We start from the raw sequence: 25,273 nt of genomic DNA on the forward strand, positions 1-25,273 counted from the left end.
TCGTCCGGGGGATGGCGCGGGGAGAGCGCCGTTCTGTCCGATGGACGATAGTAGAGGATCCGGTCAGATGTGCGGCATTCGGCCCTGACGCCGCGTCAGGGCCACGGTTGCTCACGGGCCGCGCCGCCGGCCCGCCCACGGTCCGCGGCGGCCCCGGACGACGGCGCCAGGCGACGGCGACGGCGGGTGACGGCCATCCGGCGGCCGAGCAGCAGCACGCCGGGGAAGGCCGCGCCGCCGAGCAGTCCGGAGCCGACCGTGACCCCGAGTCCCGCGTTGACGAGGCCGTCACCCTCGCCGCCCAGCAGGGGGACCTCGACCGAGACCGACACCTCGGCGGACACGATCGGGCGCCCGGCGGGCGTGGTCGCCTGGCCGCCGGAACCCGTGTCACGGGAGCCCGTGTCACCGGAGCCCGAGTCGCCGGAGCCCGTATCACCGGAACCCGAGCCACCGGAACCGGAGTCGCCCGGGTTCGGCCCACCCGTTCCGGGATCACCCGAGTTCGGATCACCGGACCCCTGGTCGCCCGGCCCCGGGTCACCCGATCCCTGCTGCCCCGGCCCCGGATCGGCCGGAGCGGAGGTCGCGGGATCGGCCGGCGGGGTGGTCCTGGCGCGGGTCGGTTCGGGGGCGGCGGTGCGCGTGCGGGTGGGTTCGGGCGCCGGGATGCGGCTGGGTTCGGGGGCCCTGGTGCGGGTCGGTCCAGGATCAGAGGTGCGGGTCGGTCCGGGATCAGGGGTGCGCGTGGGGCGCCGGCCGGGGGTGGCGGGCGGCGGGCTGGGCCGGGCCGGCGGCGGGTCCGTGACACCGGGAGGCTGCCGGTGCGCGGTGTCCGCGGGCCGCGGCTCGGCCGGCCACTCCGGTTCACCGGGCCGCCCGGGGCGCGTGTCGGGGTCCGGGACGGCCGGCGCCGCCGTACCGGAGGCAGGGGCGGGCAGGGCCGCAGGGCCGGTCGTCGGGCGGCGTCCGGACAGCGGTTCCGCCGGCGGGTCCCGCCAGATCGTGAAGGTGGCGAGCACCGCGGCGATCGTGGCCACGGTCACGGCGGCCGTCACCGCCAGCTTGCCCGCGGGCGCGAGGGTGGTCCGCGCCAGCGTGCTGGTGGTCTCGGCGATGGTGGGCCCGGCCAGCGGGAAGAGCGTGGTGTACGGCACGGTGAGCGCCGCCAGACCGGTACGGCCGCGCCGTTCCCAGTCCTCGCCGTAGGCGGCGGCCGCGGTGGCCTCCAGTTCGGCGATGAACGCCTCGGCCGAGGCGGGCCGGGCGGCGGGGTCCTTCGCCAGGCCGTGCCCGACGAGCGCCCTGACCGGTTCGGCCACGTCACGCAGCGGCGGCGGCAGGTACTGGTGCTGGTAGGCGAGGGCGGCCGTGGTCGGGCCGTCGAAGGGACGGCGCCCGGTGAGGCACTCGTAGAACACCACGGTCGCGGCGTAGACGTCGGTGGCGGGGCTCGCGGGGGCCTCGTTCCACTGTTCGGGCGCCATGTACGGCGGGGTGCCGGCCGGCGGGCCGCTCTGTCCGCACGCGCCGGCGAGGCCGAAGTCGACGAGGCGGCTGTCGCCGTCCGAGGTGACGATCACGTTCTCGGGCTTGAAGTCGCGGTGCACGACGCCCGCGCGGTGCGCCTCGGCCAGCCCGAGCAGCGCGCCCTTCAGCACGGTCATTGCGGCCTCGGGGCCGGTCGCGCCCTCGCGCGTGAGCAGCCGGCGCAGGGTGACTCCGTCGACGAGTTCCATGACGATCGCGGCGCCCCGCTCACCCTCGACGTACTCCAGCAGGCGGGCGATGTGCGGGTTGTCCAGGCCGGCGACGAGCGCGGCCTCGGTCCTGAATCGATCGACCAGTTCGGGGTCGGACAGGTGCTTGATCGCGACGGGTGATCGGTCGGTGTCGCGAAGGGCCAGCATGACCCGCCCCGTGCCGCCGTGGCCAAGCTCCCTGATCTCGGTGTAGCCAGGCACCTGCATGCCCGGACGTTAACCCGCCGTCCCACACCATGTCGAGATCCGTTGTCGAACTATGCGCTGTAGTACCCTGTGCCGATTACCTATAGGGGGCACCCGTACCCCTCTCCCCCTGGACGCTGACGGAGTATGAAATGTCCGACATGCACGATGCGCATGACCATCACGGCACGCACGGCCATCATGCCGCGCCCGCCCGCCACGCCGCGCACGAGCACGAAGCGGGGCACGACCATCATGCCGGGCACGGCAGTCATGCTGAGCACGGCAGTCATGCCGGGCACGGCAGCCATGCCGCGCACGGCGGTGGCGTTTCCTGGGGCATGGCCGCCACGGCGACCCTGCACTGCCTCACCGGATGCGCCATCGGAGAGGTGCTCGGCATGGTGATCGGCACCGCCCTGAGCTGGTCGAACGCGCCGACGATCGCCCTGGCCATCGCCCTGGCCTTCGTGTTCGGCTACCTGCTCACCATGATCCCCGTGCGCAGGGCCGGGCTGAGCTGGGGGCGCGCGCTGCGGGTGGCCCTGGCCGCCGACACGGTCTCCATCGTGGTGATGGAGATCGTGGACAACGGCGTCATGCTCGTCATCCCGGGCGCGATGGACGCGGGGCTGGCCACGGGCCTGTTCTGGGGGGCGCTGGCGGTGGCGTTCGCGATTGCCTTCCTGGTGACGACGCCGATCAACAAGTGGCTCATCGGCAAGGGCAAGGGCCACGCGGTGGTGCACGCCTACCACTGAGATCCGCCGGTCAGGCGGCGACCCTGGCGGCCCCGAGGAACCTGCGCACGTTCACGGCGGCGGTACGGCCCGCGCGGTTGGCGCCGACCGTGCTGGCCGAGGGGCCGTAGCCGACCAGTTGCAGGCGCGGCTCCGCGACCGCCTGGGTGCCGTCGACCTGGATGCCCCCGCCGGGCGTGCGCAGCCGTAGCGGGGCCAGGTGGTCGAGCGCCGAGCGGAAGCCGGTCGCCCACACGATCGTGTCGGCGGGCTCGAACCGGCCGTCGGCCCAGGCCACCCCGTCCGGCTCGATCCTGGCGAACATCGGCAGCCGGTGCAGGGTGCCCTTCTCCATCGCCTCGAGCACGACGGGGGTGTGGCCGAGGCCGGTCACGCTGACCACGCTCCGCGGCGGCAGGCCCTGCCGTACCCGCTCCTCGACCTTGGCCACCGCCTCCCTGCGCGCCCCCTCGCCGAAGTCGTCGTCGCGCCAGACCGGCGGGCGGCGGGTGACCCACAGCGTGCCGGCCGCGACGCCGCCCAGCTCGGACAGCACGTGCATCGCCGAGGCGCCGCCGCCCACCACGACGACCCTGCGGCCGGTGAACTCCGCCGGTCCACGGTAGGCGGCGTAATGGAGCTGCCTGCCGAGGAAGCCCGCTCCTCCCGGGTAGTAGGGCCAGTAGGGGCGCGTCCACGTGCCGGTGGCGTTGACCACCGCCCTGGCCGCCCACTCCCCCGCGCCGGACGAGACCACGAGCCTGTCGCCGGCGCCGCGCCGCACCGCGCTCACCTGGGCGGGCCGCACGATGGTCAGCCCCACCTGCCGCTCGTAGGCGCCGTAGTACTCGGGGACGACCAGCGCGGCGGGCGCGAGCCCGTCGGCGGACGGCTCCCGGTGGACTCCGGGCAGGTCGAAGATGCCGTGCACCTTGCTCATGGTCAGCGAGGGCGAGCGGTGCCGCCACGCGCCGCCCGGCCCCTCGGCGGCGTCGAGCACCACGGGTCCCAGGCCGAAGCGGTCCAGGAAGTAGGCGCTGGACAGGCCCGCCTGACCCGCTCCGATCACCACGACGTCGGTCTCGTTCACGTCCATCACCAACCACGCGGGCGCGCCGGGCCTTCCCGCCCTCGGGGAAGGCCCGGTACGGCCTCAGCCGAGCGTGACGCTGTCGAGGTCGGGGGCGTAGGCGATGTCGTTGAAGAACCGCAACGTGTTCGACCCCGCCTGCAGCGACGCGGTGAACACCGCCGACACCGGCGTGTTGAAGTCCGGCCCGGTCAACGTCACCGCCACCGGCGCCCCGCCGTTCACACTCACCGAGAACGACCGCGTCCCCCCGACCGTCCCCGCCACCGTCACCTGACGCGCACCCGCCGACGCCGACACCACCGACAACGTCACCGCGTTCGCCGGACCGTTCCCGATGAACCGCACCTTCGACCCGCCCGAACACGCCCCGCACGACGACACCACCGCCGCCCCGCCCAGCACCCCGGCCTCCCCCTCGTACGCCGAGACCGGCGGCGCCGCACCCGACACCTCCAGATAATCCAGATTCGGCCCCCCACCCGCGGTCGTCGCCGTCGCCGTCACCGCGTTCACCCCGGCATTCAACGGCACCGGCACCGACACCTCCCGCCACGCCGTCCACGACCCCGTCCCGGGGAAGTCCACTGGCAACGCCGTCCCGTTCACCGCCACCGCCATCGGCCGGTTCGCCGTCGTCCCGTTGGCATACCGGAACGTCAACGACGCCTGCCCCGCAACCGCGGCACTCACCTGGAAACCCACCGACGAACCCACCACGTTGTCGTAGTTGACGAACCCACGACCCGAGAACCCGGCGTGATTCGACTCCACCACCCCCTGACCGATCACCCCGTCCTCGGCCTCGTGGCGTCCGGGGGGCGGCGCGCTGCCGGGGTAGGAGGTGCCGACCCACGCCTCGTCCACGCGAAGCCTGGCGACGCCGTGACTGTTGACCTTCTCCAGGCGGACATACCTGGTCGTGGAGGCGGGCAGGTCGATGATCTGCACGCCGCGGTGGTTGGGCAGCGTGCCCGTCTTGACGGGCGAGCCCCACGTGGAGCCGTCGTCGCTGACGTAGACCCGGTAGTCGCGGATGCGGGCCGACTGGGTGACGGGGTGGGTGGCGGAGTCCTCACGCTGGTTGACGGCGAGGTAGCGCACCTGCTTGGCCGAGCCGAGATCGAAGCGGAGGGAGACCGGCTGCGTCGTGCCGGCGTCCCAGTAGGTGAGGTAGTCGCCGTCGCCCGCGGCGGCGGCCGAGGTCGTGACGCCGGAAAGGATGCCCTCCCGGCCGCTGGAGACGACCTTGAAGACGGTGTCGTAGGGGTCCCATGATGAGATCCCGGTGAGGGTGAGGGTGCCGCCGCCCTGGCTGAAGGTCACCGGCGCGCCCGTACGCAGGTCGGTGACGGAGGTGATGCGGTAGCCGTTGTCGCGCAGCGCGAGCGTGCCGCCCGTCGGCCTGGTGAGGACGTGCACGTAGTGCAGGTTCGGGTCGGTCCTGCTGATCGTGGTGACGCCGTGGGCGCCGTCGTTCCAGAAGCCGGGCTTGAGCCCGCCGTGCATGTAGCCGCCGCCCTCGGTGCCCTTCAGCGACTCCCAGATGGCGTCCAGGTAGCCGTCGGCGAAGGTGTTGAAGGCCGCCTGGTTGGTCGGGAAGGTGCCGTTGACCTGCGCGGTCTCGGCCATGAGCGCCTTGACGGAGGATCCGGCGTTGCTGATCAGCCGGCCGAGGGTGAGCATGCGGTCCACGCCCGGGTCGGACCCGTCGTACCACCAGGCGCCCGACGTGGGCAGCTTGAAGTCGGCCTCGATGAGTCTCGGCAGCGCCGTGTAGACCGCCTGCGGGTAGTCGTAGGGCGGCGTCATCCCGGTCTTCTGCTCGTTGCTGATCATGTCCATGATCGCGGTGTCTTCGTTGTTGTTCGACAGCGTCATGTCGGGCCGCTGCTGGTAGATCTTGGCGTAGAGGTTGTTGCGCTCCCAGTAGGCGTTGTCGTTGTCGATCCAGAACCCGGCCAGCTTGGGGTAGCGCTGCATCTGCTCGAAGAACTGCAGGTAGCTGAACTCGCCGAAGCCGTCGCGGGTGCTCAGGTCGACGCTGTGGCCCACGTAGGCGGAGAAGGCCGCCGAGTTCAGCCACGACCCCGAGCCCAGCCCCTCCCGATGCCACTGCGGGTCGTCGGTCATGTAGTAGATGACCTTCAGGCCACGGGCGTCGGCCGCGTCGATGAGCTCGCCGAGGAAGTCCCTGCCGGTACGGCAGGAGCCGGGGATCTGCGAGGGGTACGGCCTGGCGTAGCCCAGCCTGCTGTGGAAGGTGGCGAGCACGATGTACTCGGCGTGCAGCTTCTCGGCCTCGCGCACCCAGTAGCCGGCGTCCCATCCGCCGTTGGTGACGTCGGCCTCCCACTGGGTGCAGTCGGTGTGCTGGGGCGCGGTCCGCAGCCCCCAGTGCAGGAACAGCCCGGCGACGGCGTCGCGCAGGAACGCCTGCCGCGGATGCTGCAGGTCGGCCGCGGCGGGCGCGAAGGCCGGCAGGCTCAAAAGGAGCGCGAGCAGCGCGATCCGCAGGGTGCGGGAGCGCATCTACACCACCTCCAGGTGGTCGAGGTCGGGTGCCGTCGGCGGTGGTGGCGATCTCCGCGGAGAGATTGGAGCTTTGCACCGTGATCCCACACATAGTCACGGTGGTCAACGGGAAAAGGGGCCCAATTTAGGAAACCTTCCTAACTTTCATGGACGCGTTGACCATGATGACGTATGAGTTGAGCAGAGGCATACGGGAGAAAACGCGCCATCAGCCGCCCGCAAGCCGTCCATGAGACATGGGAGGTCTCGTGCGCATGTCACTCAGATTCCGTCATCTGGCCGCGGCGGTGGCGCTGCTGCTGGAGGCGGAGGCCGCCACGATCTCCCAAGGCGTGGTCGAGTCGAACCACGCCGGGTTCACCGGGTCCGGCTTCGTCAACTACCACAACGTCGCCGGCTCCTCGGTGGAGTTCGCGGTCGAGGCGGCGGAGGCGGGCACCCACACGCTGACCTTCCGCTACGCGAACGGCACCACCGCCAACCGGCCGATGAGCGTGTCGGTCAACGGCACCGCCGTCGCCGTCGACTTCCCGCCGACGGGCGCGTGGACCACCTGGCGGACCGCGGTCGTCGGCGCCAGGCTCGAGGCCGGCGCCAACACCGTCAAGGCCACCGCCGCTGCCGCGGTCGGCGGGCCGAACCTCGACTCGCTGCGGGTCGAGCCCGTCGACTGGTCGCGCGAGGTCGTCGAGTCGACGATGGCCCGCCACACGCCCGCCACGCTGGGCGGCTGGAGCTACACGCGCGGCCTGTACCTGTGGGGCCAGTACCTGGTGTGGCAGCGTACGCGGGACCCTCGCCACCTGGCCTTCATCAAGGACTGGGCGGACCGGTTCGTCGACGCCTCGGGCGGCATCGGGCAGAGCTTCGACAACCTCGACAGCATGCAGTCGGGCAACATCCTGCTGGCCCTCTACCGGGAGACCGGCCAGGCCCGCTACCGGACCGCCGCCGCCAAGATCAGGAACCGGCTGAACACCTATCCGAGGACGAGCGACGGCGGGTGGTGGCACGCCACCTCCGACTCGCGCCAGGGCCAGCTGTGGGCGGACGGCGTCTTCATGGTCAACCCGTTCGTGGCCCGTTACGGGGCGTGGGTCGCCGCCGACTCCTTCACCCGCGACGAACCCGCCAGGCAGCTCGAGGTCTACTTCAGCCATCTCAGGCGCCCCGGCGGGCTGCTCTACCACGCCTACGACGAGCCAGGCGGGCTCACCGCCTCGTGGGTGAACCCGTCGCTCGGCAACACCAACGGCCTGTCCTGGTGCCGGGCCATCGGCTGGTACGGCATGGCCACCACCGAGCTGCTGGAGATCATGCCGGCCGACCATCCCCGCCGGGCCGCCCTGGTAGACATCCTGCGCACGCTCGTCCAGGCCTACGCGCACTGGCAGGACCCCGCCACCGGCAGGTGGTTCCAGGTGGTCACCGAGCCGGGGGACCCGGCCAACTGGACGGAGACCTCCTGCTCGGCGATGTACACCTACACGATCTCGCGAGCGGTCGAGCGCGGCCACGTCGACGCCTCCTACGCGGCCGTCGCCGCCCGCGGCTACCAGGGGGTGCTGGCGAAGGTGTCGCTCGGCGCGGACGGCCGGACGACGATCACCGACATCGGCGAGGGCACCAACGTCGACGACGTCACCGGCTACTACTACGGCAGGGCGCGGCCGGTCAACGACTTCCACGGCCTGGGCGCCTTCCTCATCATGAACGAGCAGCTGGCCCGGGTCAGCCGTCCTTCCTGAGCGCGGCGCGGCCCTCGGCCGCGCCGACGAAGCGCATCTTGCCCAGCGGCACGTCCGCGGGCTCGGGCGCGGTCCTCCTGCCGGTCCGGCCCGCGCCTTCGCGATCGGTGGGCAGCACGTAGGGCCGCCTGAGCACCTCGTCGAGGATGAAGACCGTCTCGGTCGCCTTCACCGCCGGGATGTTGGCCATCCGCTCGGTCACCAGCCGGTGCACCTCGGCCACGTCGGCGACCCGCACCTGGATCATCGCGTCGTGCTGCCCGGTGGTGATCGCGCAGTACTCGACCTCCGGCATCCGCGCCAGCTCGGCGCGGAACTGCTTCCACATCTGCTGCCGCACGGTGACGAAGACCAGCGCCGTGATGCCGAGCCCGGCGCGCACGTGGTCGATCTCGGCGGTGAAGCGCTTGATGGCGCCGTCGGCGCGCAGCGCCTCGAAGCGGGTGTAGGCGTTGGCCCGCGAGATGCCCACCCGTTCGGCCAGCGCGGCGACGGAGATCCGGCCGTTCTCCCGCAGGACCTCGAGGATCTTCATGTGGGTGGCGTCGAGATCAAGCCCGATACCGATCCGTCCAGTCGGATCCCCAAGCCTCCCGCTATTCCCAGACATTTCACTCATTGTGTAGCCAATTTCTTCAGTACCGTCTCACTCATATGACGTGAGCTGGACATTCTGCCGCACAATCCTCGACCAACCCCAACCAACCGTCCAGCTTCGGAGGACACCCCCATGGCGACCCGCTCTCAGACGGCAGCACTGCTGGTCGTCGGTGCTCTCGCGCTCGCCGCCTGCTCCGCCGGCGGCGTCAAGTCGTCGGCAGCCCCGCAGTCCGGCGCCAAGTCCCTCGTCATCGACACGTCCTTCGACCTGAAGACCGCCGACCCGGGCCGCACCTACGAGCCGACCGGGCTCATCGTCGGCAAGGCCGTCTACGAGACGCTGCTCACCTTCGACGGCTCCGACGTGACCAAGCCGGTGCCCGGCCTGGCCGAGTCCTACGAGCTGTCCGAGGACGGCAAGGCGCTGACCCTCAAGCTCAGGCAGGGCGCCACGTTCGCCGACGGCTCCCCCGTGACGGCCGACGACGTGGTGTTCTCGCTGACCAGGGTGCGCGACATGAAGGGCACCCCCTCGTTCCTGCTCGACGGGGTCGAAGTGGCCAAGACCGACGCCACCACCGTCACGCTGACCTCGAAGGCGCCGAACCCGGCCCTGCCGTACATCCTGCCCAACCCCGCCCTCGGTGTGATCAACAGCAAGGTCGCCAAGGAGCACGGGGCCACCACCGACGCCTCCGACAAGGCCGAGCAGTACCTCAACTCGGCCTCGGCCGGCTCCGGCCCGTACGTGATCGAGTCGTTCAACCTGACCAGCCAGGTGGTGCTCAAGGCCAACCCGAAGTACTACGGGACCAAGCCCGCCTACGACCGGGTGGTCATCCGCAACGTCGAGGCGGCCACGCAGAAGCTGAACGTCCAGCGCGGCGACAGCCAGGTGGCGCTCAACCTGTCCGGTGACCAGGTGACCGGCATGCCCGCGACGCTGCAGGTGAAGAAGACCGCCTCGGCGAACGTCATCTTCCTGCTGGCCAACCAGGACTCGGCGATCAGCAAGACCACGCCGAACGCCAAGTTCGTCGAGGCCCTGCGCAAGGGCATCGACTACGCCGGGCTGCTGGAGCTGGCCGGTGAGGGCTCGACGCAGGCGCCGGGCATCATCCCCTCGCAGCTGCTCGGCGCGCTGCCCGCCGACCAGGCGGCCAAGCGCGACGTCGAGGGCGCCAAGGCGGCGCTGGCGGCCAGCGGGCTGTCCAACCCGACGGTGAAGCTCGAGTACCCGAGCGAGCTGACCGTCAACGGCCTGTCGTTCCAGCCGCTGGCCGAGCGCATCCAGGCCAACCTCAAGGAGGTCGGCATCACCGTCGACCTCTCGCCCGCGCCCGTCACCACCGCGCTGGACAACTACCGCAACGGCAAGGAGGAGCTGGGCCTGTGGTACTGGGGCCCTGACTACCCCGACCCCAGCGACTACCTGGCCTTCCTGCCCGGCAAGCTCGTCGGCCTGCGCGCCGGCTGGAAGGACGGGGCGGCCAAGGACGTCTCGGCGGCCGGCGACAAGGCGGCCACCACGATCGGCGACGACGCGCGCAAGGCGGCGTACGCCGAGGTCCAGAACAAGCTGAACGAGGCCGGGCCGTTCGTCCCGCTCATCCAGCCGAGCCAGAACATCGTGACCGCGGCGTCGGTGACCGGCCTGGAGTACCACCCGGTCTGGACGGTCGACGTGGCCGACCTCGGCGCCAAGTAGGCCGCGATGACCGTCCCCGAGGACACCTCGGCCGCTCCCCCCGCTGCGGGGGCGGCGGCCGGGGGCTCCCCCAGCAAGGCGCCCGCCCCCGCCCCCCGTGCGGGCGGGGCGCGCGCCCGCAGGCACCCGCTGGCGCGCTTCCTGCTGCGCCGGGTGCTCATCGCGATCCTGCTGGCGTGGGGCATCACGCTGGTCACCTTCGTCCTGACGAACCTGGTGCCCGGCGACCCCGCCGCCGCCAACCTGGGCCAGCGCGCCCTCGGCGATCCCGCGATCGTCGCCCAGTGGCGACAGGAGCACGGCCTGGACAAGCCGCTGCCCCAGCAGTACCTCCTGCACCTGCGGGGCCTGCTGAGCGGCGACCTCGGCACCAGCCAGCAGAGCCACCGGCCGGTCAGCCAGGACCTCGCCGAGACCGTCCCGGCCACCCTCGAGCTGGCGGGCGCGGCGATCCTGGTCTCGCTGGTCCTGGGAGTGGCCTTCGGCGTCGTGGCGGCGCTGCGCAGGGACCGGCTGTCGGACCACTTGCTGCGCGTGCTGAGCCTGATCGGCATCTCGGTGCCGACGTTCTGGCTGGCCCTGGTGGCCTTCTACGTCTTCTTCTACCGCCTACAGCTGACCCCGGGCAGCGGGCGCATCGACCCCGGCCTGACCGCGCCGCCGCCCGTGACGGGCCTGGCGACCGTCGACTCGGCCCTCGCCGGGCAGTGGGACGTCTTCGCCAGCGCCGTCGGTCACCTGCTGACCCCCGCGCTGGTGCTCGCCCTCTACACCATCGGCCTGCTCACCCGCTTCACCAGGAGCGCGGTGCTGGAGGTGCTGGGTCAGGACTACGTCAGGGCGGCCAGGGCCAAGGGCCTGCCGGGCCGGGTGATCCTGTTCAGGTACGTGCTGCGCTCGGCGCTCGTGCCGATCATCACGGTGGCCGGGCTCGCCTTCGGCAGCCTGCTGTCCGGCACGGTGCTGGTCGAGGCGATCTTCGCCTGGCCTGGCGTCGGGCAGTACGCCTACAAGAGCGCCACCACCCTCGACCTGCCCGCCGTCATGGGCGTGGGCCTCGTGGTCGGCGGCGTCTACCTGGTGATCAACCTGATCGTGGACGTGCTGTACGGCGTCATCGACCCCCGAGTGAGACTGCAGTGAGACGACGACTCCCCGAAGCCTGGCGGCAGCCCCTGGCCATCATCGGCGGGGCCGTCGCGCTCGCCTGGCTGGTCATCGCGCTGGCCGCCCCGTGGCTGGCCCCGCACGACCCGCTCGCACAGGACCTGCCCCGCCTGGCCGCGCCAGGCCCTGGCCACTGGTTCGGCACCGACCAGCTCGGCCGCGACATCCTCAGCAGGGTCCTGTACGGCGCGCGCGTGTCGATCCCGCTGACGCTGCTGCTGGTGGTGTTGTCGGTGCTGGTCGGCGGGCTGCTCGGCGCCTGCGCCGGATACTTCGGCCGCTGGGTGGACGAGACCATCATGCGGGTGGCCGACCTGGTGTTCGCCTTCCCCACGGTCATCCTGGCCATGGTGGTGGCCGCGGCGCTCGGCGCGAGCCTGGGCAACGCGGTGCTCGCCGTCCTGGTGGTGGCCTGGCCCGCCTACGCCCGCGTCACCCGCGGGCTGGTGCTCGGCGTGCGGGAGCGGGAGTTCGTGCTGAGCGGGCGGCTGCTCGGCTTCTCGGTCTGGCGCTCGCTACGCGTGGACGTGCTGCCGAACGTCACCGGGCCGGTCCTCGTCCTGGCCACCCTCGACATCGGCACCGCGCTGCTGCTGCTGTCGGGCCTGTCCTTCCTCGGCCTGGGCGCCAAGCCGCCGTCCCCCGAATGGGGCGCGATGGTCGCCGGCGGTGTGGAGGTCTTCGACAGCTGGTGGGTGGCGACCTTCCCCGGCCTGGCGATCCTGACCGTCGTGCTGGCCTTCAACTTCCTCGGCGACACGCTGCGCGACGCCCTCGACCCGCGTACGGCCCGCGCCATCAAGGAGCGTGCCCTCTGATGCTGGACATCACCGACCTCAAGGTCACCATCGGCGGCAGGACCGTCCTCGGCGGCGTCGACCTCTCGCTCCGCGAAGGTCAGATGCACGGCCTGGCGGGCGAGAGCGGCTCCGGCAAGACCATGACCGGTCTGGCCGTCCTCGGGCTGCTGCCGCACGGCGCGAGGGCCACCGGCACGATCGCGCTGGAGGGCAGGGACCTGCTCGGCCTGCCGGCCAAGGAGCTGAACAAGGTGCGCGGCGGCCAGGTCGCCATGGTCTTCCAGGACCCCGCGACCAGCCTGCACCCGATGCTGACCGTGGGCAGGCAGCTGACCGAGCACATGCGCCACCATCTCGGGCTCGGCCGGGCCGAGGCCCGCGCGCGGGCGGTGGAACTGCTGGGCAAGGTGCGCATCCCCGGCCCCGGCGAGGCGTTCGAGCGCTACCCGCACCAGTTCTCCGGCGGGATGCGGCAGCGCATCGCGATCGCCATCGCGCTGGCCTGCTCGCCCAAGGTGCTGATCGCCGACGAGCCGACGACCGCGCTGGACGTGACGGTGCAGGCGGGCATCCTGCGGCTGCTGCGCGGGCTCTGCGACGACCTGGGCCTGGCCGTCCTGCTGGTCACGCACGACCTCGGGGTGATGTCGGCGGTGGCCGACCAGGTGAGCGTGATGAAGGACGGCCTGGTCGTCGAGACGGGCCCGCGCACGCAGGTCCTGCGCGAGCCCGCCCACCCCTACACCCGCGCGCTTCTCGACTCGCTGCCGGACGCACCCGCGCCTCTCGCGGCCGGCCCCGCCGAGCGGCCCGCACAGCAAGAGCGCCGAGCCGACGGGGAGAGCTCATGACGACGCTGGACATCCGCGACCTGGTGGTGGAGCACCGCTCCCCCGGACGGCCCGTCGTAAGGGCGGTGGCGGGCGCGAGCCTGACGGTCTCCCCCGGCGAGGTGGTGGGCCTGGTGGGCGAGTCGGGCTGCGGCAAGTCGACGCTCGCCAGAGCCGTCTGCGGGCTGCACCAGGCGGCCGAGGGCGAGATCACCTTCGGCGGGCGCCAGGTCACCCCGCTGGGCCTGCGCAGGCGGGCGCTGACCGAGATCCAGATGGTCTTCCAGGACCCCTACGCGTCGCTGAACCCGCGCCGCCGCGTCGGCGACCAGATCGCCGACGGCCTGCGGACCGCGGGCGACACCACCACGGCCCCTGCCGACCTGCTGGAGCGGGTGGGCCTGCCGCGCGAGTTCGCCGGCCGGCACCCGCACGAGTTCTCCGGCGGCCAGCGGCAGCGCATCGCCATCGCGAGGGCGCTGGCGGCCAGGCCGCGGCTGCTGATCGGCGACGAGCCGATCTCCGCCCTGGACGCCTCGGCCCAGGCGCAGGTGGCCAGGCTGATGCGGGACCTGGCCGTCGACTCGGGCGCGGGCCTGCTGTTCATCAGCCACGACCTGTCGGTGGTACGGCTGATCGCCGACCGGATCGCGGTGATGTACCTGGGGAAGATCGTCGAGGTGGGCCGTACCGAGGAGGTGTGGGCCGACCCCCGCCACCCCTACACGCGGGCGTTGCTGGCCGCCATCCCCCAGCCCGACGGGCTCGGCGTGCTGCCGGCGGAGCTGTCCGGCGACGTCCCCGACCCCGCCGACCCGCCGCCCGGCTGCCGCTTCCACCCCCGCTGCCCCCTCGCCATGGACGTGTGCCGGGTGAAGGAGCCCGACTTCGGTCCCGTCGCCTGCTGGCTGCACGCCCCCGAGCGATGAGGGAGGAGCTGGTCAGGCAGGCGATGTCCGGGGCCGGGGTGGACGCGCTGGTGCTGCGTCCCTCCCCCGACTTCCGTTTCCTCGGCGGCGCCGCCGAGGGGTTCCTCGTCGTCACCCTCGACGGGCCGCCCGTCGAGACCGGCGACCCGGTGCCGTGCATCCCGCGCGGGGCCCGCCGGGTGGGGGTGGACGACGAGATGCGGGTGGCCGAGCTGTTCGGCATGCGGATCGACGCCGAGATCGTCCCGGCCTCCGCCGTCCTGCGCGACCTGCGGCTGCGCAAGTCGGCGGAGGAGGTCGAGGCCGTGGCCAGGGCCGCCGCGGCCGCCGACGCGGTCGTGACGGCGGCGCGGGAGCTGGCCTGGTTCGGGGCGACCGAGCGGGAGATGGCGCGCCGGCTGCGGATGCTGCTGATCGAGTCGGGCTGCGAGGAGATCCTGTCGGTACGCGTGGGCGCCGGCGAGCACACCGCGGCCAGGGACCACCGGCCCACCGACCGGGTCATCAACCCGGGTGACGCGCTGCAGGTCTCGGTGTGCGGCAGGTGGGACGGCCTGTGCGCGGAGGTGGCCAGGGCCTTCGCGGTCGCCGAGCCGCCCGAGGACTTCGAGGCGATGCTGTCGGTCGTGCTCGCCGCGCGCGCCGCCGCCCTCGACGCGGTACGGCCCGGCGTCCCGGCCGAGCAGGTCGCCGCCCGCGCCCGCCAGGTGATCGAGGACAGCGGCTACGGCGGGTTCGCCGACGTGAGCGGCAGGGGCGTCGGCTGGGGGCACCAGGAGGGCCCGTCGCTGGCCGACCCCGAGCCGCTGGCCGACGGGATGACGTTGTGCGTCGCCCCGGCCATCCACCTGACGGGGCTGTTCGGCGCCCGGGTGGCCGACACGGTCGCCTGCGCCGCCGGCGGCCCCGTCCTGCTCAGCTCCAGCTCCCCCGCCCTCCACGTGCTCGACGCCTGACCCGCCGCCCGGCCGGGCGGACGGGCGGCGCGCCGTGGTCTCGCCGGGAGGGCGCCGCGAGCCTGTCCTGGTTCGTGAGGGCCTTCCCGGCGGCGTGGGCCCGGCGGGGCGGGCGCCTATCGGCGTTCGGCCAGCCAGGTGAGGTTGTGCCGCTGGTCGGCGAGGGTGGCGGCCCACGTGTCGGGGGTGACAGGGGGGCTGTCCTGCTCGATGACGTACCAGCCGGCGTACCCGTCGGCCCTCAGCTGGGCGAGGAAGGGTTCGAGGGCGACGTCGCCACGGCCGAGGGGGCTGGCGACCTCGCCCCACCACGCGTCCAGGCGCGCCTCGCCCCTGGCCTCGGCGTCCGCGACGACCGCGTGGCAGACGTCCTTGACGTGGACGTGGTGCACCCGGCCGGCGTACTTGCGGGCGTATTCGGCCGGTTCGGCGCCGCCCAGCGCGAAGTGGCCGCTGTCGAGGCAGAGCGCCACGTCGGTCAGCTCCATGAGCGTGTCGATCTCGTCGGCCCGCTCGACGTAGGTGGCGTAGTGCGGGTGGAAGACGGGCCGCACGCCGTACGAGGTGACCAGCTGGCAGGCGGCGGCGACGCGGTCAGCCGCGCGGCGCCAGGCGGCGGCGTCCCACCGGCCGCCGGTACGCCACGGGTCGGCGCGCAGCGCCTCGTCGCCGTCGTCGGCCAGCACGGCCACCACGTCGGGGTTGCCGGAGGCGGCCAGCTCCTCCAGCGTGTGGCGCATCGCCGCCAGGTCGGCGTCCGGGACCTCGTGCGGCGCCGACAGCTTCAGCGGGACGTAGGCGCCCACGACGGCCAGCCCGTTGTCGGCGAACGCGCGGGCGGTCTCCTCGGGTGAGCCGAAGAAGCCGGGCGGGCCGAGCTCGCTGCCCGTGTACCCGGCTGCAGCCATGGCCTCGAGCAGCTCGACCGGCTTCATGCCGATGCCGTGTCCGCTGTGCACGCCGTAGCTGCAGGGCGCGGAGGCGATCTTGTTCATGCGAGGCTCCTGGCGATCTGCTGGAGGGCCGCGGTGTCGTAGGCGGCGCCCGCGGCGGTGGACAGGACGGGCGCGCCCTCGGTGACGGAGGCGTGGAAGGCGAGCAGCTCGTGCAGGAAGCCGGTGCGGTGGTCGCAGCGGAACTCGGTGGTGGCCCGCTCGCCGTCCTTGGCGGTCTGCACCACCAGCGAGGCGCGGGCGTCGCGCAGGTAGGGGCCTGGCATGTTCAGGTAGAGGCGTCCGGCGGACCCGAAGACGGCGATCTCCTCGCCGTAGTCGGGATAGTCGGGCAGCCAGTTCCACGACAGCGACAGCTGGGCCTCGCCGAAGGTGCCGAGCGCCTGCAGCTGCGGCGGTTCCTTCAGCTTCACGCCGGGCTCGAGCCCGGCGGCCTGGGCGTGCGCGATCGTCAGCGGCTGCTCGCCGAACAGGGCGCGCAGCACCGACAGCTCGTGCACGACCGAGCCCTGCAGCACGTCGGCGTAGATCGACAGGTACGGCTCGCCCAGGTCGCCGACGGCCTCGACGGCCTTGCGCCGCTCGTGACCGTCGGCGGGGACCACCGCGTCGGAATGGCGCAGGAAGCGCTGGTGGGAGTACTGCGGCTGGTCGGCGGGGTGGAGCACGGTGACCCGCACGAGCCGGATCGCCCCGAGGCGCGACAGCTCCCCCCTGGCCCTGGCCATGATCGGGTCGTACATCTTCATGTACGCCACCTGCAGCACCAGCCCCTTGGCGGCGGCCGTGGAGCCGAGCTCGACGCACTCGGCCACGGTGTGCGCGAACGGTTTCTCGGCGAGCACGTGCTTGCCCGCCTCCAGCGCCCTGCGGGTCAGGTCGGCGTGGGTGCCAGGGGTGAGCAGTAGGACCGCGTCGACCTCGGGGTCGGCCAGCACGTCCGCCGCGTCGGTGGAGTGCCGCACCGGGCCGCCGTGCTCGGCCGCGATCTGCGCCGCCAGCGTGGGCGACAGGTCGCAGACGTGCGTCACCTGGTACTTCTCGCGGAGCGCCCGCAGGTTCTGCAGGTGCACGGCTTGGGCGATGAGGCCGAGACCGATGACGCCGAGGCGCATGGGCGTGCTCCTTGACTCGATGGGATCAGCTTTTTCTATCGACTCTCCCACCGAGGTGTCAAACATTTGTTAAGACATTAGGTGGTTCTCATGTGTGGTCCTCACGTGGTGGCGGCAGCCGTACGGTCAGCTCCAGGACATCTCCCCCGTGGCCACCTTGGCGCCGAGCTCCAGGTTGACCAGCCCGCCGAGCCCGGGATAGCGCCTGGTCATGGATCTGCGCAGGGCCCTGGCCCGGTCGTCGCGGCGGCTGGCGTCGCGCAGTTCCGTCTCGAACGCCACGAGGTAGTCGTGGGTGAAACGGATGACGGAGGCGTCGAAGGGCCCGCCCGACGCGCGGTGGCCGGCCACGACGTACTCCGGCTCGAGCGCGCTCATCTCGTCGAGCGCCCGCCGCCAGCCCTCGCGCTCCTCCGGCGTGGGGGTGTCGGCGGTCCACGGGTGGACGCCGCTGAACAGGGCGGCGCCGCCGAGGACGGCGCGCCGCTCGGCGTTCCACAGGTACCCGGTGCGCCACTCGACGGCCGGATCGCCCGCCCGCACCTCGAAGACGTGCTCCTCGAGCTCCAGGTGGCCGCCGAGGAGCGGCTCGGGGATGACCACGTCGGTGGCGAGGTTGCCGCCCAGTTGCTTCCAGATCTCCAGCTTGGACCGCCAGGTCGCCTCGATGCGCTCGACGGTGTCGGGGGTGGCCAGGACGCGCACCCGCGGGAAGACCTGCCTGACCACCTGGAGGCCGAAATAGTAGTCCGGGTCGGCGGCGCTGACGAAGACGGTGGACAGGTGCTTGCCGCTGTCGATGACGTCGGCGAGGACGCGGTGCTGCTCGGCGAGGGTGAACTGGCCGTCGACGAGCAGCGCCTGCTGCTCGCCGGCCACCAGGACGGACGTCTTTCCCAGGCCCGTCTCCCCTGCTGTGTGAACGCTGAAGCGCACTGTGGGCATGCCGGGATGATTCCCGACCAGGGTCAAGTCGTAAGGCGGAGTTTCGTCCAGACTTGGTGATTTCGCGGTGCGGGCCCGCCGCGCCCGGGCGACGCCTTGGGGTAGGAGACGAAGCGACGCCTGATTTTCCGGCTTGCCGGACGAATCGGTGGAGGGTCGTCGTGGCCTAGCGTCGGACGGAGCCCTGCGACGAAGTGGAGAGACAATGAAGATCACCGGAGTGGAACTGCGCCGGATCGCCATGCCGTTGGTCGCGCCGTTCCGCACCTCCTTCGGCACCGAGACCTCCCGCGACGTGCTCCTGGTCAGAGTGGTCACGCCGGACGCCGAGGGATGGGGCGAGTGCGTGGCGATGTCGGAACCGCTCTACTCCTCCGAGTACGTGGAGGGCGCGGCGGAGGTGATCCGGCGCTTCCTGCTGCCCCTGCTGCCGGACGACCTGGACGCGTACGGCGTGGGCAGGGCCATGGAGCCGATCAAGGGCCACCGCATGGCCAAGGCGGCGCTGGAGACGGCCGTGCTCGACGCGCAGCTGAGGGCCTCGGGCGAGTCGTTCGGCCACTTCCTGGGCTCGGCGAGGGACCGGGTCCCCTGCGGGGTGTCGGTCGGCATCATGGACTCCATCCCGCAGCTGCTCGACGCGGTGGAGGGCTACCTCGACGAGGGCTACGTCCGGATCAAGCTGAAGATCGAGCCGGGCTGGGACGTCGCGCCGGTGCGCGCGGTCAGGGAGCGGTTCGGCGACGACGTGCTCCTGCAGGTCGACGCGAACGCGGCCTACACGCTCGTCGACGCCCAGCAGCTGGCCAGGCTGGACGACTTCGGGCTGCTGCTGATCGAGCAGCCGCTGGCCAACGACGACCTGGTGCAGCATGCCGAGCTGGCCAAGCGGCTGCGCACGCCCATCTGCCTCGACGAGTCGATCGAGTCGGCCGAGCACGCCGCCGCGGCCATCTCGCTCAAGGCCTGCTCGATCATCAACATCAAGCCGGGCCGGATCGGCGGCTACCTGGAGGCGCGGCGCATCCACGACCTGTGCAGGGCGCACGGGATCGCGGTCTGGTGCGGCGGCATGCTGGAGACGGGCCTCGGCCGGGCCGCGAACGTGGCCCTCGCCGCCCTGCCCGGCTTCACCCTGCCCGGCGACACCTCCGCCTCGCGCCGCTACTACGCCACCGACATCACCGAGCCCTTCGAGCTGGACGGCGGTCACCTCGACGTGCCGTCCGGCCCCGGTCTCGGCGTCGAGCCGATCAAGGACATCCTGGAGGAGGTCACCACGGCAACGGAGTGGATCGGCCTCGGCTGAGGCCGGTTGGGCTGCCGGACGAACCGACCCCCCCGTCTTGATGTTTCCCGACGAGTTCCTCCGGCGGCCCCTTGGCATACCGTCACGGCATGCCGTTCGATCTCCACCACCGCGCCCTCGTCGCGGACACGCATAACGACCTGCTCATGGCCGTCGCCGCCCGCCCGCCGCAGCGCTGGGCGGGCTTCTTCCGCGACCGGTGGCTGCCCCAGTTGCGGGAGGGCGGGGTCGATCTCCAGGTGCTGCCCGTCTTCATCGACGACGCCTTCCGCCCGGAGGGCGCGCTGCGCGAGACGCTCCGCATGATCGAGTGCGCGCACGTCGTCGCCGAGGGCAACGCCGACGCCGTCGCGCTCTGCACCGACGCGGCCCAGATCGACGCCGCCCTCGACGACGGCAGGATCGCGCTGGTGCTGGCCATGGAGAGCATGCCGGGCCTCGACGCCGACGTGGAGCTGATCTCCACCGTGTACCGGCTCGGCGTAAGGATCGCCTCCATCGCCCACTGGGGCCGCACCCCGCTGGCCGACGGCAGCGGCGAGGACGCCACCGGCAGCGGCCTCACCTCCCACGGCGTCGCCGCGCTGAAGGAGATGGAACGGCTCGGCATCGTCTTCGACATCTCCCACCTGGGCGCCTCAGGCGTCGCGCACGTGCTGGAGCTGGCCACCAGGCCGCTCATGGCCACCCACTCCTCGGCCCGCGCCCTGCGCGACCACCACCGCAACCTGACCGACGACCAGCTGAGAGGGGTCGCCGCGACCGGCGGCGTGGTCTGCGTCAATTTCGTCCCCGCGTTCCTGGTCGACGACCCGGCCGGCCACACCCTCGACCGGCTCGTCGACCACATCGAGCACATCGCCGCCGTCGCCGGCGTCGACCACGTCGGTCTGGGTCCCGACTTCGTCCGCGAGGTTCTCATGGACACCACCCCGCCCTGCTGCGAGGAGCTCGGTTACGGCGAGATCGACCCCCTGGCCACCCTGCCGGGACTGGACGGCCCGCGCGGCCTGCCGCTGGTCACCGAAGCCCTGACCCGCAGGGGCGTGCCGGAGAAGGACATCCTCAAGATCCTCGGCGGCAACGTGCACCGGCTCCTCGGCGAGGCGCTGCGATGACCGAGATCAGGGAGTTGCACAGCCTCGAGGAGTTCGGTGAGGCCTTCGCGGTCTTCACCGGCATCTGGGGCTTCGAGCAGAGCAACCAGCCGATCAACCCGGAGCTGATGCGCGCCCTGGCGCACGCGGGCAACTACGTCGCCGGCGCCTACGAGGGCACGCGGATGGTGGGCGCCTCCGTCGCCTTCTTCGCCGAAGGCGGGGCGCTCCACTCCCACATCACCGGCGCGGTCACCGGCCGGGGCGTCGGCTTCGCGCTCAAGCAGCACCAGCGCGCGTGGGCGCTGGCGCGCGGCATCAACCGCGTCACCTGGACCTACGACCCGCTGGTCCGCCGCAACGCGCACTTCAACCTGGCCAAGCTGGGCGCCAGGCCCGAGGAGTACCTGCCGGGCTTCTACGGCGTCATGCAGGACGCCGTCAACAGAGGCGACGAGTCCGACCGGCTGCTGGCGGTGTGGCGGCTGGCCGAGCCGCCGGTGCCGTACACGGTGGAGGGGGCGGGCGTGGCGCTGAAGGAGGAGGACGGCAGGCCCGTCGCGGGCGACACGGACGCGAAGGTGCTGCTGGTCGCGGTGCCCGCCGACGTGGAGGCGCTTCGCAGGCGGGATCCCGGCACCGCGAAGGCCTGGCGGCACGCGGTGCGCGAGGTGCTGGGGGGGCTGCTGGAGGACGGCGCCCGGGTAACAGGTTTCCATATGAAATCCCATTACGTGGTGGAGCGGCCCTGAGGGGCGCAGTATGGGACGCGTACCTCTGTTGAGGAGGACGCGATGCTATCCGAAGGACCGCGCGTGGTCGTCGGGGTCGACGACACACCCGCCTCTCGCTGGGCACTGCTCTGGGCGGTGGAGGCCGCCAGGCTGCGGGGGATGGCGCTGGTCGCCGTCCATGTCAGCAGGGCGCCCGTGCATCCCTTCCCTGAGGCGCTGCCGTACACGCATACCGTCAGGCAGATGGAGGAGGCCAGGAGCGTCGAGCTGATCCAGACCCTGTTCGACGACATGACGGGCGGCGCCCCGCCCGACATCAACACGCTCGCCGTCGCCAGGCTCGGCGAGCCCGGCCCCCTGCTCGTGGAGCTGGCCAGGCCGATCGACCTGCTGGTCGTGGGCAGGGGGCACCGGAGCGGGCTGGACCGGCTGCTGATGCCGTCCACCCGCCGCTACTGCACCGGCCACGCCCGCTGCCCGGTGGTCGTCGTGCCGACGCCGCCGGCCGCGGACCAGCGGACGGGAGCGCTCTCCCGTCCGGCGTGGATCCGCTGGCTGTCGCCGCGCCACCCCGCCGAGTGAGGCGTCCCGCCCCGTGGCGGCCCGCCACGGGAGGCGGTTCGCGGGGTGAGGCGGCCACGCGCCGGCGCTCAGGTGGTGGGCAGGCGCGGCACGGCCGCCAGCAGGGCGCGGGTGTAGTCGTGCGCGGGCGCCTCCACCACCTGGTCGGCGGGCCCGTACTCCACCAGCCTGCCGTGACGCATGACGGCGATGTCGTCGGCGACGTAGCGGACCACCGCCAGGTTGTGCGAGATGAACAGCATCGACAGGCCGAGCTCGGCGCGCAGCGAGCGCACCAGGTTCAGCACGGCGCCCTGCACCGACACGTCCAGCGCCGAGGTGATCTCGTCGGCGACCAGCAGGCGGGGCGCGGCGCCGAGCGCCCTGGCGATCGCGACGCGCTGGCGCTGGCCGCCCGACAGCTCGCGCGGATAGCGGGCGGCCGTCTGCGCCGGCAGCGACACCAGGGCGAGCAGCCGTTCGACCTCCTGGGCGTCGGGCCTGCGCAGGCCCTCGGCCACCGACGCGCCCACCGTCATCCGCGGGTTCAGCGAGGCGTAGGGGTCCTGGAAGACCATCTGCACCCCGCCGCCGTCCTCGATCACCCCCGTGTACGGCACCAGCCCGCTCACCGCTCTGGCCAGCGTCGACTTGCCCGAGCCCGACTCGCCCACCAGGCCGACGACGCGTCCTGGCGGGATCTCCAGCGAGACGTCGTCCACGGCGGTGAACGCGCCGAACCTGACCGTCAGGCCGTTGATGATCACGAAACCTCCCAGCAGGCGACACGGTGCGCCTTGCCATGCTCTTCCAGTGGCGGACGCTCGGCCACGCAGCGGCTGGTGGCCAGCGGGCACCTGCCCGCGAACGCGCATCCCTCGCCGACCTCGGCCGGCCCCGGCTGGCGGCCGGGGATGCTGGCCAGCGGGAGCGACCTGTCGGTGGTCATGTCGGGCACCGAGGCGACCAGCGCCCTGGTGTAGGGGTGGGCGGCGGCGGCGAGCCGGTCGGCGGGCAGTTCCTCGACCACCCGGCCGGCGTACATGACGACGACCCTGTCGCACAGCGCGCCGACCACCGCGATGTCGTGCGAGATGAACAGCGTTCCCGCCTGGCTCTCCTCGGTCACCTCGCGCAGCAGGCGCAGGATCTCCTGCTGCACGGTGACGTCCAGGCCGGTGGTGGGCTCGTCGGCGATGACGAGCCGGGGCGCGCCCATGAGCCCCATGGCGATGACGGCGCGCTGGCGCATGCCGCCGGAGAACTCGTGCGGGTGCTGGCGGGCGCGGCGCTCAGGGTCGGTGATCCGCACGTGGCCGAGCCGGTCGACGGCCCTGCGCCAGGCGTCGGCGCGGTCGGCGCGCTGGTGCACGGTGGCCACCTCGGCCAGTTGCCCGCCGACCTTCAGCGCCGGGTTGAGCGAGGCCATGGGGTCCTGGAAGACCATGGCCAGGCGGGTGCCGAGCAATTTCCTGCGCTGCTCCTCGGGCAGCGCGTGCACGTCCTGGCCGCACAGCAGCACCGGCCCGCCGCCGACCACGCCGGGGTGGGGTACCAGGCCGCCGACGGCGTAGGCGGTCAGGCTCTTGCCGCTGCCCGACTCCCCCACGACGCCGACGATCTCGCCGGGGCGGACGGTGAGCGAGACCTCGCGCACCGGGGTGACGCCGCCGGGGAAGGTGACGGTGAGGTCCCTGACCTCCAGCACCGCCTCGTCGTCGTGCCGCCCGTCCTCGTCCGCCGGGGGCGGCGGGACGGCCGGGGCCGCCCGGTGGACCTCCGCGCGGCTCGCGGTCCTGGCCAGCGCCTCGCCCAGCAGGTTGAACCCGACGCCGGCCAGCACCACCATCAGCGCGGGACCGAGCGCCACGACGGGGTTGACGTAGATCCGGGCGAAGCCGTCGAACAGCAGCCGCCCCCAGTCGTAGCCGGGCGGCTGCACGCCGAGCCCGAGGAAGGACATCCCGGCCAGGCCGAGCAGGCTGCCGCCGATCATGGTGGTGAGGTTGAGGATGAGGGGTTCGGCGATGTTCGGCAGCACGTGCCTGGTGACGATCCTGGTCCTGGACACGCCGAGCAGCCTGGCGGCGGCCACGTAGTCGGCGGCCGCCACGGAGGCGGCCAGCGTCTGGGTCAGCCTGGCGAAGCCGGGGGCGACGGCGACCCCGATGCCGAGCACCGCCCCGCGCGCGCCGAGCCCGGCCACGACGGCGGTGAACATGGCCAGCAGCAGCCCGGGGAAGGCCACCAGGGCGTTGACGGTGGCGGTCACGAGCCGCGCCGGCCGGCGCGGCAGCACGGAGGGCAGCGTGCCGAGCACCACGCCGATCGCCGCGCCGATGGCGGTGGCCAGCACGGCCAGCAGCAGCGACATCCTGGTGGCCACCAGCACCCTGGCCAGGATGTCGCGGCCGAGGTTGTCGGTGCCCAGCGGGTGCGCGGCCGAGGCGCCCGACAGGGCCGCCACCGGGTCGATGAGCTCGGCCCTGTCGCCCCAGATCGGCGGCCCGACGACGGCCAGCACCAGCATGAGCGCGACGACGGCCGCTCCGGCCAGCCCTGCAGGGGTCCGCATCAGCCCTCCTTGATGGTCGAGCGGGGGTCGAGCGCGCCGAGCGCGAGATCCACGGCCAGGTTGACGACGAGCACGATCGCGCCGTAGACGAGGATCACGCCCTGGGCGACGGGGAAGTCCTTCTGCGTGATCGCCTCGGTCAGCCGCATGCCGAGGCCGGGCCAGGCGAAGACGTACTCGACGAGCACGCTGCCGGCGATGAGCCCGCCGAGCAGCAGGCCGCCCGTCGTCAGCGTGGCCGTCAGCGCGTTCGGCAGCACGTGCCTGACGTTGACCCTGGCGGCCGGCAGCCGCTTGGCCCTGGCCAGCCTGACGTAGTCCTTGCCGAGCTCGCGTGCGGTCTCCACGCGGACCAGCCGGGCGATCAGCGCGGCGGGCCCGATGGCCAGCGCGGCGATCGGCAGCACGAACGACAGGGCGCCCTCCTTGCCGGCCGGCGGGAACCAGCCCAGCGTGATGGCGAAGACCACGACCAGCGCGATCGAGTAGAGGAACTCGGGGACGGCCACCGCGGCGCCGGTGCCGGCGGTGAAGCCGAGCTCGGTGCCGCGGTGGCGGCCGTTCTCGGTGCGGATCGCCACCCACAGCCCGAGGGGCACCGCGACCAGCAGCGCGACGAGGGTGGCGAGCACGGCCAGGGTCAGCGTGTTCGGCAGCCGCTCCAGGATGGTCTGGCCCACCGGCTCCCCGGTGAGGAACGAGGTCCCGAGGTCGCCGGTGAAGACGCCCCTGACGTAGGTGACGAACTGCATCGGCAGGGGCTGGTCCAGGCCGAGCGCCGCGGTGCGGGCGGCGACCAGCTCCGGGGGCGCGGCGGGCCCGAGGGCGGCCCTGACGGGGTCGCCGGGAATGAGGTGGATCATCGCGAACGTGGCGACCATGAGGGCGGCCAGGGCCGCCGCGAACCTGACCAGGCGCGGCAGGAGCAAGGG

General features: G+C 72.5%; 22 protein-coding genes. 12 read left to right on the plus strand and 10 right to left on the minus strand.

Features of this window, described 5'->3' with window-relative positions:
* Positions 1-95 precede the first annotated feature (95 nt).
* Positions 96-1,970, minus strand: a complete 1,875-nt coding sequence (locus ACWDLG_RS22005) for a protein kinase domain-containing protein (protein ID WP_449922537.1) — start codon at positions 1,968-1,970, stop codon at positions 96-98.
* Positions 1,971-2,110: 140 nt separating this feature from the next.
* Here ACWDLG_RS22005 and ACWDLG_RS22010 point away from each other — a divergent pair, with 140 nt between their 5' ends.
* On the plus strand, positions 2,111-2,710 hold the full coding sequence (locus ACWDLG_RS22010) for a DUF4396 domain-containing protein (RefSeq protein ID WP_449922538.1): 600 nt from the start codon (positions 2,111-2,113) through the stop codon (positions 2,708-2,710).
* 10 nt (positions 2,711-2,720) lie between these two features.
* On the opposite strand, the gene ACWDLG_RS22015 is transcribed toward ACWDLG_RS22010, so the two are convergent.
* Positions 2,721-3,785, minus strand: a complete 1,065-nt coding sequence (locus ACWDLG_RS22015; protein ID WP_449922540.1) for an NAD(P)-binding domain-containing protein — start codon at positions 3,783-3,785, stop codon at positions 2,721-2,723.
* A gap of 57 nt (positions 3,786-3,842) precedes the next feature.
* Positions 3,843-6,311, minus strand: a complete 2,469-nt coding sequence (locus tag ACWDLG_RS22020; RefSeq protein ID WP_449922542.1) for a discoidin domain-containing protein — start codon at positions 6,309-6,311, stop codon at positions 3,843-3,845.
* Between the two features lie 257 nt (positions 6,312-6,568).
* Here ACWDLG_RS22020 and ACWDLG_RS22025 point away from each other — a divergent pair, with 257 nt between their 5' ends.
* Positions 6,569-8,062: a glycoside hydrolase family 88 protein gene (locus ACWDLG_RS22025; RefSeq protein ID WP_449922544.1), complete on the plus strand. Its 1,494-nt coding sequence runs from the start codon at positions 6,569-6,571 to the stop codon at positions 8,060-8,062.
* Here the strand turns inward: ACWDLG_RS22025 and ACWDLG_RS22030 are convergent.
* On the minus strand, positions 8,046-8,681 hold the full coding sequence (locus ACWDLG_RS22030) for an Lrp/AsnC family transcriptional regulator (protein ID WP_354913218.1): 636 nt from the start codon (positions 8,679-8,681) through the stop codon (positions 8,046-8,048). The two genes, ACWDLG_RS22025 and ACWDLG_RS22030, sit on opposite strands and share 17 nt — an antisense overlap.
* 111 nt (positions 8,682-8,792) lie before the next feature.
* On the opposite strand from ACWDLG_RS22030, the gene ACWDLG_RS22035 reads away from it, so the two are divergent.
* Genes ACWDLG_RS22035 through ACWDLG_RS22060 form a run of 6 tightly spaced genes read left to right on the plus strand, consistent with a single transcriptional unit; the run spans position 8,793 to position 15,052 of the window.
* Positions 8,793-10,370 carry an ABC transporter substrate-binding protein gene (locus tag ACWDLG_RS22035; protein WP_449922546.1) on the plus strand — a complete coding sequence of 526 codons (1,578 nt, stop codon included), beginning with the start codon at positions 8,793-8,795 and terminating at the stop codon, positions 10,368-10,370.
* Positions 10,371-10,376: 6 nt separating this feature from the next.
* The gene (locus ACWDLG_RS22040) at positions 10,377-11,513 is read left to right on the plus strand and encodes an ABC transporter permease (protein WP_449922548.1); all 1,137 of its coding nucleotides are present in this window, start codon (positions 10,377-10,379) and stop codon (positions 11,511-11,513) included.
* Positions 11,510-12,355 (plus strand): ABC transporter permease, encoded by an 846-nt coding sequence (locus ACWDLG_RS22045; RefSeq protein ID WP_354913224.1) that lies wholly within the window; start codon positions 11,510-11,512, stop codon positions 12,353-12,355. The genes ACWDLG_RS22040 and ACWDLG_RS22045 overlap by 4 nt, the downstream gene beginning before the upstream one ends.
* The gene (locus ACWDLG_RS22050; RefSeq protein WP_449922550.1) at positions 12,355-13,188 is read left to right on the plus strand and encodes an ABC transporter ATP-binding protein; all 834 of its coding nucleotides are present in this window, start codon (positions 12,355-12,357) and stop codon (positions 13,186-13,188) included. The genes ACWDLG_RS22045 and ACWDLG_RS22050 overlap by 1 nt, the downstream gene beginning before the upstream one ends.
* A complete protein-coding gene (locus ACWDLG_RS22055; RefSeq protein WP_449922552.1) occupies positions 13,185-14,096 on the plus strand; it encodes an ABC transporter ATP-binding protein in 912 nt (303 codons plus the stop codon). The genes ACWDLG_RS22050 and ACWDLG_RS22055 overlap by 4 nt, the downstream gene beginning before the upstream one ends.
* Positions 14,093-15,052, plus strand: coding sequence for a M24 family metallopeptidase (locus ACWDLG_RS22060; RefSeq protein ID WP_449922553.1), 960 nt, complete (start codon positions 14,093-14,095; stop codon positions 15,050-15,052). The genes ACWDLG_RS22055 and ACWDLG_RS22060 overlap by 4 nt, the downstream gene beginning before the upstream one ends.
* Positions 15,053-15,168: 116 nt before the next feature.
* Here the strand turns inward: ACWDLG_RS22060 and ACWDLG_RS22065 are convergent, their stop codons facing one another.
* The 3 genes from ACWDLG_RS22065 to ACWDLG_RS22075 form a co-directional block, all read right to left on the minus strand.
* Entirely contained in the window at positions 15,169-16,047 is an 879-nt protein-coding gene (locus ACWDLG_RS22065) for a sugar phosphate isomerase/epimerase family protein (RefSeq protein ID WP_449922555.1), read from the minus strand.
* Entirely contained in the window at positions 16,044-17,120 is a 1,077-nt protein-coding gene (locus ACWDLG_RS22070) for a Gfo/Idh/MocA family protein (protein ID WP_449922557.1), read from the minus strand. Before ACWDLG_RS22070 ends, ACWDLG_RS22065 begins: the two co-directional genes overlap by 4 nt.
* A 126-nt stretch (positions 17,121-17,246) precedes the next feature.
* Positions 17,247-18,065 carry an MBL fold metallo-hydrolase gene (locus ACWDLG_RS22075; protein ID WP_354913236.1) on the minus strand — a complete coding sequence of 273 codons (819 nt, stop codon included), beginning with the start codon at positions 18,063-18,065 and terminating at the stop codon, positions 17,247-17,249.
* Positions 18,066-18,270: 205 nt separating this feature from the next.
* Between ACWDLG_RS22075 and menC the strand changes: the two genes are divergently transcribed.
* The 4 genes from menC to ACWDLG_RS22095 all read left to right on the plus strand — a co-directional run bounded on the left by menC (position 18,271) and on the right by ACWDLG_RS22095 (position 21,787).
* Positions 18,271-19,374 carry an o-succinylbenzoate synthase gene (menC, locus tag ACWDLG_RS22080; protein ID WP_354913238.1) on the plus strand — a complete coding sequence of 368 codons (1,104 nt, stop codon included), beginning with the start codon at positions 18,271-18,273 and terminating at the stop codon, positions 19,372-19,374.
* 89 nt (positions 19,375-19,463) lie between these two features.
* The gene (locus tag ACWDLG_RS22085) at positions 19,464-20,492 is read left to right on the plus strand and encodes a dipeptidase (RefSeq protein ID WP_449922559.1); all 1,029 of its coding nucleotides are present in this window, start codon (positions 19,464-19,466) and stop codon (positions 20,490-20,492) included.
* On the plus strand, positions 20,489-21,223 hold the full coding sequence (locus ACWDLG_RS22090) for a GNAT family N-acetyltransferase (protein ID WP_449922561.1): 735 nt from the start codon (positions 20,489-20,491) through the stop codon (positions 21,221-21,223). Before ACWDLG_RS22085 ends, ACWDLG_RS22090 begins: the two co-directional genes overlap by 4 nt.
* Before the next feature lie 42 nt (positions 21,224-21,265).
* The gene (locus ACWDLG_RS22095; RefSeq protein ID WP_354913244.1) at positions 21,266-21,787 is read left to right on the plus strand and encodes a universal stress protein; all 522 of its coding nucleotides are present in this window, start codon (positions 21,266-21,268) and stop codon (positions 21,785-21,787) included.
* A gap of 68 nt (positions 21,788-21,855) precedes the next feature.
* On the opposite strand, the gene ACWDLG_RS22100 is transcribed toward ACWDLG_RS22095, so the two are convergent.
* Genes ACWDLG_RS22100 through ACWDLG_RS22110 form a run of 3 tightly spaced genes read right to left on the minus strand, consistent with a single transcriptional unit; the run spans position 21,856 to position 25,270 of the window.
* Positions 21,856-22,533 carry an ABC transporter ATP-binding protein gene (locus ACWDLG_RS22100; protein ID WP_354913245.1) on the minus strand — a complete coding sequence of 226 codons (678 nt, stop codon included), beginning with the start codon at positions 22,531-22,533 and terminating at the stop codon, positions 21,856-21,858.
* Complete coding sequence (locus ACWDLG_RS22105; RefSeq protein WP_449922563.1) at positions 22,530-24,341, minus strand: dipeptide/oligopeptide/nickel ABC transporter permease/ATP-binding protein; 1,812 nt, start codon at positions 24,339-24,341, stop codon at positions 22,530-22,532. The genes ACWDLG_RS22100 and ACWDLG_RS22105 overlap by 4 nt, the downstream gene beginning before the upstream one ends.
* Positions 24,341-25,270, minus strand: coding sequence for an ABC transporter permease (locus ACWDLG_RS22110; protein ID WP_449922565.1), 930 nt, complete (start codon positions 25,268-25,270; stop codon positions 24,341-24,343). The genes ACWDLG_RS22105 and ACWDLG_RS22110 overlap by 1 nt, the downstream gene beginning before the upstream one ends.
* Positions 25,271-25,273 lie beyond the last annotated feature (3 nt).

The sequence above is a fragment of the Nonomuraea sp. NPDC003727 genome (assembly GCF_053586935.1).